Annotated in this window: 15 protein-coding genes and 6 tRNA genes; 20 read left to right on the plus strand and 1 reads right to left on the minus strand. The window is 44.8% G+C overall.

What is annotated here, in order from left to right; all coding sequences use genetic code 11:
* Positions 1-82 precede the first annotated feature (82 nt).
* The 6 genes from G9G53_RS14015 to G9G53_RS14040 all read left to right on the plus strand — a co-directional run bounded on the left by G9G53_RS14015 (position 83) and on the right by G9G53_RS14040 (position 587).
* Positions 83-156, plus strand: a tRNA-Trp gene (locus tag G9G53_RS14015).
* A 17-nt stretch (positions 157-173) separates the two neighbouring features.
* A tRNA-His gene (locus tag G9G53_RS14020) sits at positions 174-246 on the plus strand.
* Between the two features lie 10 nt (positions 247-256).
* A tRNA-Gln gene (locus tag G9G53_RS14025) sits at positions 257-331 on the plus strand.
* Between the two features lie 7 nt (positions 332-338).
* Positions 339-410 (plus strand) — tRNA-Gly (locus tag G9G53_RS14030).
* Positions 411-422: 12 nt separating this feature from the next.
* A tRNA-Cys gene (locus tag G9G53_RS14035) sits at positions 423-497 on the plus strand.
* Between the two features lie 11 nt (positions 498-508).
* A tRNA-Leu gene (locus G9G53_RS14040) sits at positions 509-587 on the plus strand.
* Positions 588-1,447: 860 nt separating this feature from the next.
* On the opposite strand, the gene G9G53_RS14045 is transcribed toward G9G53_RS14040, so the two are convergent.
* On the minus strand, positions 1,448-1,591 hold the full coding sequence (locus tag G9G53_RS14045) for a hypothetical protein (protein WP_161627025.1): 144 nt from the start codon (positions 1,589-1,591) through the stop codon (positions 1,448-1,450).
* A gap of 289 nt (positions 1,592-1,880) precedes the next feature.
* Between G9G53_RS14045 and G9G53_RS14050 the strand changes: the two genes are divergently transcribed.
* The 14 genes from G9G53_RS14050 to G9G53_RS14115 all read left to right on the plus strand — a co-directional run bounded on the left by G9G53_RS14050 (position 1,881) and on the right by G9G53_RS14115 (position 13,716).
* On the plus strand, positions 1,881-2,402 hold the full coding sequence (locus tag G9G53_RS14050; protein WP_069012661.1) for a MarR family transcriptional regulator: 522 nt from the start codon (positions 1,881-1,883) through the stop codon (positions 2,400-2,402).
* Positions 2,383-3,159 (plus strand): Fe-S cluster assembly ATPase SufC, encoded by a 777-nt coding sequence (gene sufC / locus G9G53_RS14055; RefSeq protein WP_029518161.1) that lies wholly within the window; start codon positions 2,383-2,385, stop codon positions 3,157-3,159. Before G9G53_RS14050 ends, sufC begins: the two co-directional genes overlap by 20 nt.
* A gap of 23 nt (positions 3,160-3,182) precedes the next feature.
* The gene (sufD, locus tag G9G53_RS14060) at positions 3,183-4,490 is read left to right on the plus strand and encodes a Fe-S cluster assembly protein SufD (protein WP_425312624.1); all 1,308 of its coding nucleotides are present in this window, start codon (positions 3,183-3,185) and stop codon (positions 4,488-4,490) included.
* A 43-nt stretch (positions 4,491-4,533) separates the two neighbouring features.
* Positions 4,534-5,931, plus strand: a complete 1,398-nt coding sequence (gene sufB, locus G9G53_RS14065; RefSeq protein ID WP_165148429.1) for a Fe-S cluster assembly protein SufB — start codon at positions 4,534-4,536, stop codon at positions 5,929-5,931.
* A gap of 314 nt (positions 5,932-6,245) precedes the next feature.
* A complete protein-coding gene (locus G9G53_RS14070; RefSeq protein WP_013373004.1) occupies positions 6,246-6,485 on the plus strand; it encodes a NifU family protein in 240 nt (79 codons plus the stop codon).
* Positions 6,486-6,868: 383 nt separating this feature from the next.
* Complete coding sequence (locus tag G9G53_RS14075; protein ID WP_029518165.1) at positions 6,869-7,420, plus strand: TetR/AcrR family transcriptional regulator; 552 nt, start codon at positions 6,869-6,871, stop codon at positions 7,418-7,420.
* A gap of 129 nt (positions 7,421-7,549) precedes the next feature.
* A complete protein-coding gene (locus G9G53_RS14080; protein ID WP_274597671.1) occupies positions 7,550-8,800 on the plus strand; it encodes an MFS transporter in 1,251 nt (416 codons plus the stop codon).
* A 127-nt stretch (positions 8,801-8,927) separates the two neighbouring features.
* Positions 8,928-9,239, plus strand: coding sequence for a LiaF transmembrane domain-containing protein (locus tag G9G53_RS14085; RefSeq protein ID WP_013311898.1), 312 nt, complete (start codon positions 8,928-8,930; stop codon positions 9,237-9,239).
* Positions 9,240-9,323: 84 nt separating this feature from the next.
* A complete protein-coding gene (locus G9G53_RS14090; protein ID WP_013311897.1) occupies positions 9,324-9,995 on the plus strand; it encodes a PspA/IM30 family protein in 672 nt (223 codons plus the stop codon).
* 7 nt (positions 9,996-10,002) lie between these two features.
* Positions 10,003-10,491, plus strand: a complete 489-nt coding sequence (locus G9G53_RS14095; protein ID WP_165148435.1) for a PspC domain-containing protein — start codon at positions 10,003-10,005, stop codon at positions 10,489-10,491.
* Positions 10,491-11,195: a PspA/IM30 family protein gene (locus G9G53_RS14100; protein WP_013311895.1), complete on the plus strand. Its 705-nt coding sequence runs from the start codon at positions 10,491-10,493 to the stop codon at positions 11,193-11,195. Before G9G53_RS14095 ends, G9G53_RS14100 begins: the two co-directional genes overlap by 1 nt.
* A 149-nt stretch (positions 11,196-11,344) precedes the next feature.
* The gene (gene liaF, locus G9G53_RS14105; RefSeq protein WP_165148438.1) at positions 11,345-11,992 is read left to right on the plus strand and encodes a cell wall-active antibiotics response protein LiaF; all 648 of its coding nucleotides are present in this window, start codon (positions 11,345-11,347) and stop codon (positions 11,990-11,992) included.
* A 16-nt stretch (positions 11,993-12,008) separates the two neighbouring features.
* Positions 12,009-13,088, plus strand: a complete 1,080-nt coding sequence (locus G9G53_RS14110) for a sensor histidine kinase (RefSeq protein ID WP_165148441.1) — start codon at positions 12,009-12,011, stop codon at positions 13,086-13,088.
* Complete coding sequence (locus G9G53_RS14115; protein WP_013372995.1) at positions 13,066-13,716, plus strand: response regulator; 651 nt, start codon at positions 13,066-13,068, stop codon at positions 13,714-13,716. The genes G9G53_RS14110 and G9G53_RS14115 overlap by 23 nt, the downstream gene beginning before the upstream one ends.
* Positions 13,717-13,730 lie beyond the last annotated feature (14 nt).

Here is a 13,730-nt window from a genome sequence, read left to right on the forward strand (position 1 = left end):
GAAGTGGCCAAACGCATCAGACTGTAAATCTGCTCCCTTACGGGTTCGGTGGTTCGAATCCATCATCCTCCACCAGTTTTATAGGGGCATAGTTTAAAGGTAGAACAACGGTCTCCAAAACCGTTGGTGTGGGTTCAATTCCTGCTGCCCCTGCCAATTATTCATTACTTGCGGCGGTCGTGGCGAAGTGGTTAACGCACCGGACTGTGACTCCGGCATTCGTGGGTTCAAGCCCCATCGGCCGCCCTTTACTTATTGGGGATTAGCCAAGCGGTAAGGCAACGGACTTTGACTCCGTCATGCATAGGTTCAAATCCTATATCCCCAGCCATCTTTATGCGGACGTGGCTCAGCGGTAGAGCATCGCCTTGCCAAGGCGAGGGTCGCGGGTTCGATTCCCGTCGTCCGCTTTGTTACACTCTGGCGCCATAGCCAAGTGGTAAGGCAAAGCTCTGCAAAAGCTTTATTCCCCAGTTCAAATCTGGGTGGCGCCTCCATAATTGAATACGCCGGCGTGGCGGAATGGCAGACGCGCTCGACTCAAAATCGAGTGGGAAACCGTGGAGGTTCGAGTCCTCTCGCCGGTATTAACTAAAAGAGTTCATTAGAGACATTCTCTAGTGAGCTTTTTTTATTTGAGCTTTAGTACCCCCTCATTGCTTGAGCTGAAGACACCTTTGAGTTGTATTCCAAATGCGAATAAATATTTGCCGTTGTTGCATAATCGCTGTGGCCTAACCATTCCTGAACTTCTTTCATGCTTACCCCTAATACATTTACATAAATATACATAAATATACTCCAGGTATTCAAGACAATAAGAATTGTCAAAAGATAAGCGATAGGATTCCTGTTATTCCTTCATACGAATCAGAAGCTCATAGAACGTGTCCACCAGTGGCAGATTACCGGATGGAGTAGCCGCTTTTACTCTTACAGCATATCTTCGTTTTCAACCGCGAGTGCTTGTCCTTCCATATGAGAATTCTTCCTGGCTTCCTGAAGCAAGATTTCGGCTCTTTTCTTGGTTCCTTTTATCTTAAGCCCCGTAGGGATCCATTTTGGTTATCGTTTACCATTCTCATCTTTACAGTTAGGCGGATGTCCCGTTGCGCTTTCTCCTCTTCCAACACCTCCAGAGGGTGAACCCGATCCTTTTTCAAATACCGGTTGAGCTTCGGAATGGATTTGCTACAAAAGTGGTAGCTGAATCCGCCGATGGATTGCTTTAGCGCCCAGAAGGTGCATTTGATTTTGAACCGGGCGGTATAATGTCCGATGATCTAGGTCGCCTCCAGTGTTAGATCGGTGCTGGCTAGAATGGAGCATCGCCTGTTCGGATTCACCAGCAATAACCACAGTTTTTGGTTACTCTTTGGCCCCATAACATATCCACCACAGGTAACTGACGGATTATTCATTGCCATACATGCTCACGATAGCGTACTCAAACGCGGCGATACAGCTTTAAAACAGCTCGGCCAAGCACCACCTTCGTCCTCTTTTTACGGTAGCGACCCCAGTCTGTGGCAGGTGTACCATGACGTTCATAGGCAACGGTATTGGACTTGGCTTCGGTTACCAGATCCACCCGGATGCTGCCGAATTGGTTCCATTGTTCAACCCCCGCAAAGCAGGATTGATCAGAGGTATTTAAAACTATTTCCGGGACGTGCCCTAGTAAAAACACAGCATGAGGCCTATGACAATGACAACAAACCCGTGAAATGCGACTTCAAAATTACGTCACATTTAACACAATTGATATTGATTATCAATATCAATTGTGTTAATATAATTTTGTTTACTAGTGAACAAAAAAATCTAATGGAGACACTGAACTTGGTCTCAACTACTACAAGAGAGGGGAGATTGGGAAATTGGAGTTTCAAAATCATTTTAAAGGTCATCTTTACGAGCAATATATTAAAATGCTACATCTGAATGAGCTGTATACTGAACAAGAATTTAACTCGTTTCGGCAACAGGCCAAAAAGTACCAGATTGACATGCTCTCCAACAATATTACTAGTGTGCATGTTATTGATTGCATTGGTGATTATGAACCGATAAATCATACCGGGATTGTGGAGAAGATGGGGTTGTCCAAAGCTAGCATTACTAAAATTAGTGCAAAGCTGCTGGAAATGGGCTTCATTATGAGAAGTCAACTGAACAGCAATCGTAAGGAGATTTACTTTAGTTTAACGGATAAGGGAAGACACGTTTATCATTTGCATAAAGAAATGCACAAAGAAAAAGAAGAAAGGTTTTACCAATTCATTGAATCCTATTCAGAGGTTGAGCTGCAGACTATTGGAAAATTTATGAGTGATTTGGTGGCGCGTGCCGAAGAATACTCCGAAGGGAAGTTTACGATAAATGACGACATTAAAGATTGAGGAATTAAGATCCAAGATTGAAGGGAAAGAAATTTTAAAAGGGCTCACACTGGAGATTCATGGCGGAGAGATTCATGCGATTATGGGGCCTAATGGGACGGGAAAAAGTACATTGGCTTCAGCTTTAATGGGCCATCCCAAATATGAGGTTACTGGCGGTAAGGTGACATTGGACAATGAAGACCTTCTGGAGATGGAGGTGGATGAGCGTGCCCAGGCAGGCTTGTTCCTCGCAATGCAATACCCAAGTGAAATTGCTGGCGTGACCAACTCGGATTTTCTCAGAAGTGCCATCAATGCACGGCGTGAAGAAGGCGATGAGATATCCTTAATCCGTTTTATCCGTGAAATGGAGAGCAAAATGAAGGGGCTGGAGATGAACCCGGAATTTGTGCATCGTTATTTGAATGAGGGATTCTCTGGCGGTGAAAAAAAGCGGAATGAGATTTTGCAAATGATGCTACTTGAACCCAAGTTTGTGATCCTGGATGAAGTGGACTCAGGGCTTGATATTGATGCACTGCGTATTGTGGCCAATGGCGTAAATGAGATGCGCAGCCCGGATAGAGGCTTTTTAATCATCACCCATTATCAACGACTGTTGAATTATATTACCCCGGATTTTGTGCATGTCATGATGCAAGGCCGGATAGTTAAATCTGGCGGTCCGGAGCTTGCCCACCGTTTGGAGGCTGAAGGGTACGATTGGGTGAAGGAGGAACTTGGGATTACGGATGAGACGGTAAGGGATGCTTAAAAGCCGGAGAGGAGGAACAGCACGTGGATATACAAGCTAGAGTTTCAATGAATGTGGACGATTTACGCGCATGGTCAAGCGCTAAGGATGAACCTCGTTGGCTGATTGAACGCCGCGTTCATGCACTCGAACTGGCAGGGACGCTGGAGTTGCCTAAAGTGGAGAAAATCAATCTTGAAAAATGGGATATCTACGAAAGTGGAGATTACAAAGCTGAGAATGCGTGGTCTAGTTTGGAGGAAGCGCCGGAGGTTGTTCGAGGTTTGGTTGCTTCTCCGGTGAAAGGCGGACTAATCGTTCAGTTCAACTCGGATGTAGTGTATACGAAATTGTCCGAGAGCTTAGCCGCCCAGGGAGTCATTTTAACGGATCTGCATACTGCGGCAAAAGAGCATGAGGAGCTGGTTCAACGTTATCTCTTTCAGGCAGTAAAGCCAGAAGAACATCGTTTATCTGCTGCACACAGTGCCTTATGGAGTGGTGGCGTTTTTCTATATGTCCCAGACGGTGTAGAGGTTGAAGCACCTATTCAAGCGATCTTTCTTAACGATACAAGCGGTGTGTGTTTTGCTCCTCACGTCTTAATTGTGGCAGGGAGCAACAGCAAGATCACTTATGTGGATAATTGTGTATCGAGTGGTGATGATGTCAAGGTATTGCATAACGGTGTGACGGAGGTCTTCGCGGGGGCGGGCTCAAAGGTGCAAGTAGCTTCGGTTCATCAGCTTGCTGTAACTACAACAGATTTCACCCAGCGACGGGCGGTCGTTCTTGCTGATGGGGGTGTGGAATGGATTATCGGTGAGATGAACAATGGTTATACCGTGAGCGATACCAAGACTTTGCTACAAGGCAACGGGGCGGTCTCCGACAATAAGGTGATTGCTATTGGCACGGGCAATCAAAAATCGAGCTATACAGCTCAAGCTCAGCATTTTGGCAGAAGCTCGGTAAGCCAGATGATTACGCGTGCAGTCATGCTTGAAGAAGCTACGGCCATTATCAACGGCATTACAAAGATTGAAAAAGGTGCAACCCATTGTGATGGTCAGCAAACAGAACGCGTGCTTATGTTAAGTCCTAAAGCTCGCGGCGATGCCAATCCGATCCTGCTGATAGATGAGGATGATGTAACTGCGGGTCATGCTGCATCCGTGGGGCAAGTAAATGCAGAGCAAATCTATTATCTGATGTCGCGCGGGATATCACGGAGTGAAGCCGAACATCTTGTTATTTTCGGATTTCTCGCTCCTGTCATTTCGGAGATCCCGCTGGAAGGTGTTCGCAGTCGCCTAAAAGATTTAGTGGAAAGCAAGCTCGGCAGATCATAGCAAATCAAAATGAATCTTGAAAGGTTAAAAAGGAGTGATACCAATGGCTAAAAAAGCACCAGATATGGGCGAATATAAATATGGGTTTCGCGACAAGCACCAGTCTATTTTTCAATCTGGAAAAGGTCTGACGGAAGAGATTGTCCGGGAAATTTCCCGAATCAAGGAAGAGCCGGAGTGGATGCTCAATTTTCGGTTGAAAGCTTTGAATCAATTCTACAAAATGGCGATGCCTGAATGGGGAGCGGATTTGACCGAGCTAAATCTTGATGACATCCAGTATTACGTTCGCCCTTCTGAAAAACAGGGAAAGACCTGGGAGGAGGTTCCTTCCGAGATCAAAGCAACCTTTGACAAGCTGGGAATCCCTGAAGCGGAGCAAAAGTTCCTGGCGGGCGTATCCGCTCAATATGAGTCGGAAGTAGTTTATCACAGCATGCGGAAAGAGCTGGAGGATCAGGGCGTTATTTTCCTTGATACGGATAGTGCATTAAAGCAATACCCCGAAGTGTTTAAGCAACATTTTGGGACGATCATCCCTCCCGCCGACAATAAATTTGCGGCGCTTAATAGTGCGGTTTGGTCAGGCGGTAGCTTTGTATACATTCCGAAGGGTGTTCAGTGCGAGGTACCTATACAAGGTTATTTCCGTATTAATTCTGAAAATATGGGTCAATTCGAGCGGACATTAATTATTGCCGAAGAGGGCAGCTTTGTCCATTATGTTGAAGGATGTACAGCACCTATTTATAGTACCAGTTCTCTGCATAGTGGAGTTATTGAAATTATTTGCCGGAAAGATTCCCGTGTCCGTTACACGACCATTCAGAATTGGGCTCCTAATATCTACAACTTGGTAACCCAAAGGGCTGTGGCAGAAGAAAATGCCACAATGGAATGGGTGGACGGCAACATCGGCTCCAAGGTAACAATGAAGTATCCGGCAGTATTATTGAAAGGACGGGGAGCCAAGGGGTCCATCCTGTCTATTGCCGTAGCCGGTAAAGATCAGCATCAAGATGCTGGCGCGAAGGTAATTCACCTTGCTCCCGAGACAACATCTACGATTATATCCAAATCCATCAGCAAGCAGGGCGGAAAAGTAAACTACCGAGGGTTGTCCAGCTTCAGCCGCGATTCCGCAGGGTCCAAGTCCAATATTAAGTGCGATACGTTGATATTGGACCACATGTCAACATCAGATACGATTCCGTACAATGAAATTAAAAACGACCAGATTACTTTGGAGCACGAGGCAACAGTATCCAAAGTGTCCGAGGAACAATTGTTTTACTTAATGAGCCGCGGGCTTACAGAACAAGATGCTACACAAATGATTGTAATGGGCTTTATTGAACCGTTTACCAAAGAATTGCCAATGGAATATGCCGTTGAAATGAATCGGTTGATTCAATTTGAGATGGAAGGAAGCATCGGTTGATTCATTAATTTAATAGATCAAACCTTTATCATTCTTTAAAGAGGTGCTAGTAATGAAGAAAAATAATTCGGACGATTCAGAACTAGCTCAAATTACCCGAGAGATACGAAAACTTCAGTTCTGCTTCAATATGCTGTCAGGATTGAGCGCAAGTTGTGGTGTGATGATACCTTTAGACTCTATTCTTACGCTTATAAGGGAACTTTCGGATCAAGAGGTCACTCTTAGGCAAAAAGCAAAGGATCACTCAGACGATCTAGGGTGAAAAAAGGTATGAATGACGGTTGGTAAAGAAAATGGGAGGAATTGACATAATGGATGAAAATGGAGTTTTATTCGATGAAGTATCGGAAGTTCTTCTCAAACTACGTCCTTTCTTACTGCGTGACGGTGGAGATGCTGAACTGGTCGAAGTTGAGAACGGTATAGCAAAATTAAGATTTTTGGGAGCTTGCAATGGTTGCCCAAGTGCTACGATTACGTTAAAGGTTGCTATTGAGCGCGCAATTCTTGAGGAAATTGATGATATTAAAGAAGTTGTACAAGTGTTCTAAATTCCTTGATACTGAGCAACTGAGTTAGTCCTGTCGCAGACCATAGCTACGGAAGTTGATCCCGCTGCTCAATACCAAAGTACATTGACAGATTACCTTGCGGGTCGAAATCGACGAGCAGCGCTTATCTCCCTTCATTAAACAAGGTATTATCAATATTATATTCGGTATCGAGTGGGAAACCGTGGAGGTTCTAGTCCTCTCGCTCATACACAAAAGGGTGATAAAATGCTTAAAGGCATTTTATCATCCTTTTTATTATATATTCATGATTTTGGCAACAAGGTTAACATGGATTTGACCAGCGCTTTGATCTTATCGTAAGATGATGGTACTGAAAAAACTTTTCTAGTTTACCGAGCGCGAAAGAAATGAGGAAGAATATGCAGGAAAGAATTTTGGAGGCTTTTGTAGATGAAGTTCATGAAAATGGATTGAAATTTACGATGGATGATCTTGCGAAAAGACTCGCTATTAGCAAGCGTACGTTGTATGAAAACTTTTCGTCTAAGACGCTTATTTTAGAAACACTTATTGAGCGTACAAATGATGATATGATTCGAAAAACTGAGCAGATTATCCAAAATAATGAGTTATCTTTGTTAGACAAGATTAAGCAGTCGATTAGGGTCATGCCTCTGTATTATAAGTTTTACGATTTAAGGATATTGGACCAGATGAAAAAGTATTATCCTGAACAATGGAAAAGGGTACATGCCGATTTAAATGATTGGTCTCCGATTAGAACATTAATTCAGGAAGGCATCCGAGAAGGAATTATTGTGAACAAAAATGAGGCTCTGATCATGAAGCTTATTATTGAATCTGTAAATTTAACGCTTGATCAGCGTTTCTTTCTGGATAACAGTGTGACGGTAGAGGAAGCTACTTATTCTATTGTAGATATTTTGTTGTTCGGTTTGGTCGAGAATTAAAAAATAGCCTCAACAATATGCTGCATATTTGAAGAGGCCACTTTTTTATATGAAAACTAAGAAAACATTTTTAGTTTCAATTGTTTTTTGAAAAGGGATAATGAAGTTTACCTGATATCGAATAAAGAGATACGGAAAAGGAAGGGTGGAAATATGTCTATACTCACAAGAAATCGAGGAGCAATGCTGTTATTGATGCTTAACATTTTTTTGGCGTTCATGGGGATTGGCTTAGTTGTCCCTGTATTACCTAAATTTATAAGTGAGCTAGGGATGAATGGTTCTTCGATGGGACTGATGGTTGCAGCTTTTGCGTTGACTCAGCTTTTATTATCACCATTGTCAGGAAAGTTGTCTGATCGTTATGGACGTAAAAAATTGATTGTTTCTGGGATGTTCATCTTCATGTTATCAGAGCTTGTTTTTGGACTGGCTCATTCCATTCCTACCCTGTTCATAGCACGAATCATGGGTGGAGCAGGGGCAGCGTTGCTGACTCCTTCTATAATGGCCTATGTCGCTGACGTGACCTCGTTCGAAGAAAGAGGCAAGGGAATGGGCATGATCAATGCGGCGATCAACACAGGCTTCATAATCGGGCCAGGGATTGGCGGATTGCTTGCCACATATGGAATACGCATTCCCTTCTTTGCGGCAGCTGGAGCTGCGGGAATAGCAGCTATCTTGTCTCTGTTAGTGCTGCCTGAGTCTTTAAGCAAGGAAAAGCAACAATATAATAGAGAGCTTCCACGTCAAAAAGAAAATCTTTTGCAGCAATTTGCCAAGTCATATCAATCTCCATATTTCATGGGTTTACTCATTGTATTTGTCGTTGCTTTTGGGTTAGCGAACTTCGAAACCGTATTTGGACTGTTTGTTGACCATAAATATGGTTTCACACCGATGGATATTGCCATCATCATAACGACAGGCTCCATTTTGGGAGCAGTTGTCCAAGCGACTATATTTGGATGGATCATTAATCGTTTTGGAGAGAAAAAAGTAATTCACCTCTGTTTGGCCATTGGGGGCCTGTTCATTTTTCTAACCTTATTTGCTGAACAGTACGTGATGATTATGCTGACGACCTTCATCATTTTTCTGGCTATGGATATCCTTCGCCCGGCAGTAAGTACTTCTCTATCGCGGCAGGCCGGAGATGAGCAAGGCTTTGTGGCAGGCATGAACTCATCCTATACCAGCTTGGGTAATGTGATTGGACCATTAATTGCAGGACTGTTGTTCGATGTTCATATTAATCTGCCTTATATGGTTGCAGCTATAGCGTTACTGGCTTGTCTCGTCCTTTCACTACGTTCCAAGCAAGCGGGTGAGCAACATTCGATAGCCCGTGCAGCAGAACAGCATAGAGGAGGATAGCCGCAGGTCTATACTCATCCCCGACTTAGGTCTAGGTTCAAAAACCGTCTGGGGTCCGTTTTGTCAAACGCTTGTTCAGCGTACAATAAGGACATAAGCAAGACACAGTGAAAGGCGGTGAGAGATGATGAGAGTTAACAAAGGGAATGGGTTAGCCATTGTACTGATCGTGTTGGGTTCGATTATGCTGCTCGGTAAGTTTACTCCGTTTTTCGGTCACTTTTTAGGACATCTGATTGGTTACTTAATTCCGATAGCTATGGTTATGCTAGGCTACTACGGTGTGAAAAAAGGAAATGCGCTCTTCGGCTGGATCGTACTTGTACTTGGGGTACTGATTTTGCTCGGCAAACTGTCCTGGCTTCTGGGACCACTACTGGCAATCGGGTTGATTATATTTGGTGTTTCCCTGCTGAGTGACCGCAGAAGACGTTACTGATTTTAGCAGTTTAGCGAATGAAGAAATATTGCAGTAACGAAGTTTTAATTATGGGGATACGAATTGTGAAAGGAGCAGATGCAAATGAGTGTTTTTCGAAGAATGCGCGATATTACGGTAGCGACCTTCAATGAGCATTTGGAACAAAGCCAAGACCCAGTGCAACTGATTGACCAGTTCTTGTATAATACCCGCCAGGAAATTGCCGAAGCGGAAAAACTCCATCAACAGTATGCGATGCATACAAGACAGATGAAGCAGCAGTTGGATCATGCATTGTCCATGCAGACCAAACGGGAGGAACAGGCGCTACTGGCTTTGAAAGCTGATGAAGAACATATTGCGAAGCTGGCCCTACAGGAGAAAATGCTATATGCAGAAAAAGAAGAGCAGTATAGAGAATTGTGGGAGCAGAGCCGTGAATCACTACGTGAGCTAGAACAACAGCTAGATACGTTAAAGACAGAATATCAAACGGTACACAGCAAGCGTCAGTATTATGCGGCACGTGTACAGACGTTGAGACTCCAGCAGCAAATGAACGAACGGGCTGGTACATACGGTGGACGAAATGTTCCCCGAATGTTCAACCGCTTGGAAGACCGGGTAGCCGATATGGAAGCAGAAACGATGAGTCTGCGTGATTTACGTCGGGGTGAGGGCGACCATGCACAGGATGCCCAAGGCGGTGGATCGCTGCTCGAACAAGAGTGGGCGAGACTGAAAAGCAAGCTGAACAACAGCGGGAAGGAGTAATTTGATAATGACCCGAATTTACAGATCAAGCCGGGATAGAGTAATAACAGGTGTATGTGGCGGTCTTTCTGACGCAACAGGAATGGACTCAACATGGATTCGTATTCTGGTTGTGATCAGTTTCTTTATTACAGCAGGAACCACATTTATGATTTATGTGATTGCGGCACTGGTTATCTCCAAGGAGCCGAGATCTCCTTTCGATGGAGGATTTGGCCCTGACAGCGGGCCCTACCATCAACAGGATCCACGCTATTATGGCAGTCACAATACAAGATCGCAGTATGGGCAGGGAACTGGTTACAACCAGGGCGGTGCATATGGCAATTCGAACCCGTTTTTTGGTCAAGATGCCCGCAACTCATCCAAATTTAACACAGGTCAGAACAATGACTTGGATTCCATGATGGAAGATATTGAGAAAAAGGCAATGAAAAAAGAATTGGCAGAGTTACGCAAAAAAGTAGAGCAATTTGAGAAGGGAGATCGTAAATAATGGGGATCTTTAAAAGAATGAAGGATATGACAAGAGCATCGGTGAATGAAGTGTTGGATAAAGTGGAAGATCCGATTATTATGTTGAATCAATATCTGCGCGATATGGAGGCGGAAATTCACGAGGCTGAGGTAACGGTTGCCAAGCAAATGGCGAATGAACGACGTATGAAACAGCGTTTAGAGGAAGCGGTACGTGTATCCAATGAGCGTGAGAAGCAAGCCGAATCCGCATTGCGAAATGGTCAGGAAGAAGTAGCGCGCAAGCTGTTGGGAGAGAAGATTTATTTTGTGCAAAAGCAGGACGAATACCGCGACTTGCATACACAAGCTGAGCTTCAAGCAAAAGAATTAGTACAACAGCTTCACGACATGAAAGATGAGTTCTATAAAATGCGCAACAAGCGCAATGAGTTAGTATCCCGTGCTCAAATGGCGAAAGCCAAAAAGCAAATGTCTCAAATCAATAGTTTGCATACGATTGAAAGTGGGTCTGCTTCATTGGGCTTCCACCGTATGGAAGAAAAAATTATGCAAATGGAAGCTGAAGCTGACGTACTGCGTGCTCCTTACCGTCAAGCTCCAGGAGAAGCATATGTTAATCCGGCTGAGGCTGAAAAACAGTTTAAAGTGGATGAGCAGCTTCAACAGCTTAAGTCCAAAATTCAGACAGGTGTTAAACCAGTCGATATGAAGAAGGACTGACTACTCGGAAACAAGACATTATGATATGCTGTATGGAATGGACATTGGTCGATGATCGTGCCTAATCTGTATGGTTCAGGAAAGCCATATGGCGGAATGTTGCGCCACTATGGCTTTTCCGTCCTGTATAAACAAAAAGGGGGTGCAGCATGGAGAGAAGAAAATCAGCCTTGGCACTGGCAGGGATTGGCATCGGGATTATCATTTTATTCGGTCAGTGGATTGGGTTCCTCTCCGTGGTTGCACTGATTCTAATGTTGGCCGGAATATATAAGATCCGCAATTCCAAAATCAAAAAGGGTTACACGATGCTCGCGATTGGTGCTGGATTGCTAGTGCTGGATCATTTGTTCCTGTTTGTGGTAGTTACACTAGCATCATTAGCTATATTCTATTCACGTTCAAGGAAGCTGCATAAAGGTCAAAGCTCCATATTCAAGCACAATTTTATATCGAATCATAAATGGGATGAAGTGCCGTGGAGCCTGCGTAGCACAAGCATATGGCATGTGGTTGGCGATGTGGATGCCGATCTGACGTTGGCTCTACCAGAGGAACGTGAGTCCGTCATATTTTTACAAGGGATCTTCGGTGACATTGATATCACGCTACCGGATAATTACGGTGTAGAGGTGGAGATGTTCGTCCTGTTCGGACAGATTCAGTTTGACCGGGATCATGAGGCGGGGATGCTCAATCGACTGGTTTGGAAGTCTCCCCATTTTGAGCAGAGTGAATATAAAGTGAAGTTTGTCGTTTCGTACTTGGCGGGCGATGTCCGCGTCCGATTTTATTGAATCAGGAGGAGCCGGGATGAATCATAAAAAAACGTCCAACATGGTAACCCGCAGTATGGGTCAAGGTATCCTCCTGTGTGTTGTTGTAGGCGTAGTTGTCTTTTATATGCTGTATACATATGGATATGTGAAGTCGTTTCCAACCTGGGGAATGATATTGAAAGTTGCAGGAGCCGTTATACTGGTGTTGATTGGTACAGGGGCAATGTACGGATTTTATGAGAGCTACCGCTTTAAAAGCAGACTGGAAATGTTGAGAGAGACGTTGCTGATGTGGGAAAAGGGAACCCCTGCACGTGAGTTGCCGCCCCTAGGGCATGATGAACTTGGTAGACTGGGAGAGCAGCTGGAACGGATTGGACGTAAATGGCAGGAACAAGTTACGTCTTTACAACGCTTATCCACGGATAATGCTCAGTTGGCGGAACAGGCACGGATGACTGCGATTGTGGAGGAGCGGCAGCGGCTGGCCAGAGAGTTGCATGATGCCGTATCACAGCAATTATTTGCTATTTCAATGACCGCGACGGCTGTGGGGAGGACGCTGGATAAGGATTTTGATAAAGCACAGCGTCAAGTTGCGCTAATTGAAGAAATGTCTTCTGTGGCACAATCTGAAATGCGGGCGTTACTACTTCATCTACGGCCTGTCTATCTGGAAGGGAAAAGGCTTGAGCAGGGGTTGCGTGATTTGGTACAAGAGTTGCAGGCAAAGGTACCGATGGAGATTGATTTTGAGATTGAAAGCGGAGTACAGTTGGTTAAAGGCATTGAGAACCACTTGTTTCGTATTGTGCAGGAAGCGATGTCTAATACGTTGCGCCATGCCAAAGCAACCCGCATGGAAATTCGTATCGTGCAACGCCCAGATTCCATCAGGCTGACGATTCGGGATAACGGTATTGGTTTTGAGCTGGATGAGAAAAAGCAGACTTCATATGGATTATCCACGATGCAGGAGCGGGTCAGTGAAATTGGGGGAGCGATTCAGTATATAACGGCTCCAGGAAAAGGGACACGGATTGAGGTGTCCGTGCCAGTTATTAATGATGAAAGCGGAAGGAACGATGATCATGGAAACGGAATTACCGATTAGCGTACTGCTGGTAGACGACCATGAAATGGTACGAATTGGTCTTGCGGCGGTGCTGGGGACGGAAGAAGGTATTGAAGTGGTCGGCGAGGCCGGAAGCGGAGAAGAAGGCATACGGTTGGCTTCCGAATACAAGCCAAATGTGATTTTGATGGATCTGGTCATGGATGGCATGGATGGCATCGAAACGACACGCCAAGTAACTCGTCTGCTTCCAGAGACAAAGGTGATTGTGCTGACGAGTTATTTAGACGATGAGAAAATGTATCCGGTCATTGAGGCAGGGGCATTCAGCTATTTGCTTAAAACGTCTCGCGCTTCCGAAATAGCGGATGCGATCCGTGCAGCTGCACGTGGACAGTCCGTACTAGAGTCACAGGTGGCCTCCAAGATGATGAATCGATTCCGCCAGCCACAGGCTGAAGCGCCCGCCCATACGGAGCTGACTGATCGTGAGATGGAGGTACTTCGCCTGTTGGCACAAGGGAAGTCTAATCAGGATATCGCAGACGAGCTGATTATCGGGATTAAGACGGTAAAATTCCATGTCACGAACCTTCTCGCTAAATTAGGAGTGGAAGACCGTACACAGGCGGCGATCTATGCCTATAAGAACGGATTAGCAGAGTAGAATGTAGAATAAAC

This window comes from Paenibacillus sp. EKM206P (assembly GCF_011066155.1).
Lineage (GTDB): Bacteria > Bacillota > Bacilli > Paenibacillales > Paenibacillaceae > Paenibacillus > Paenibacillus polymyxa_D.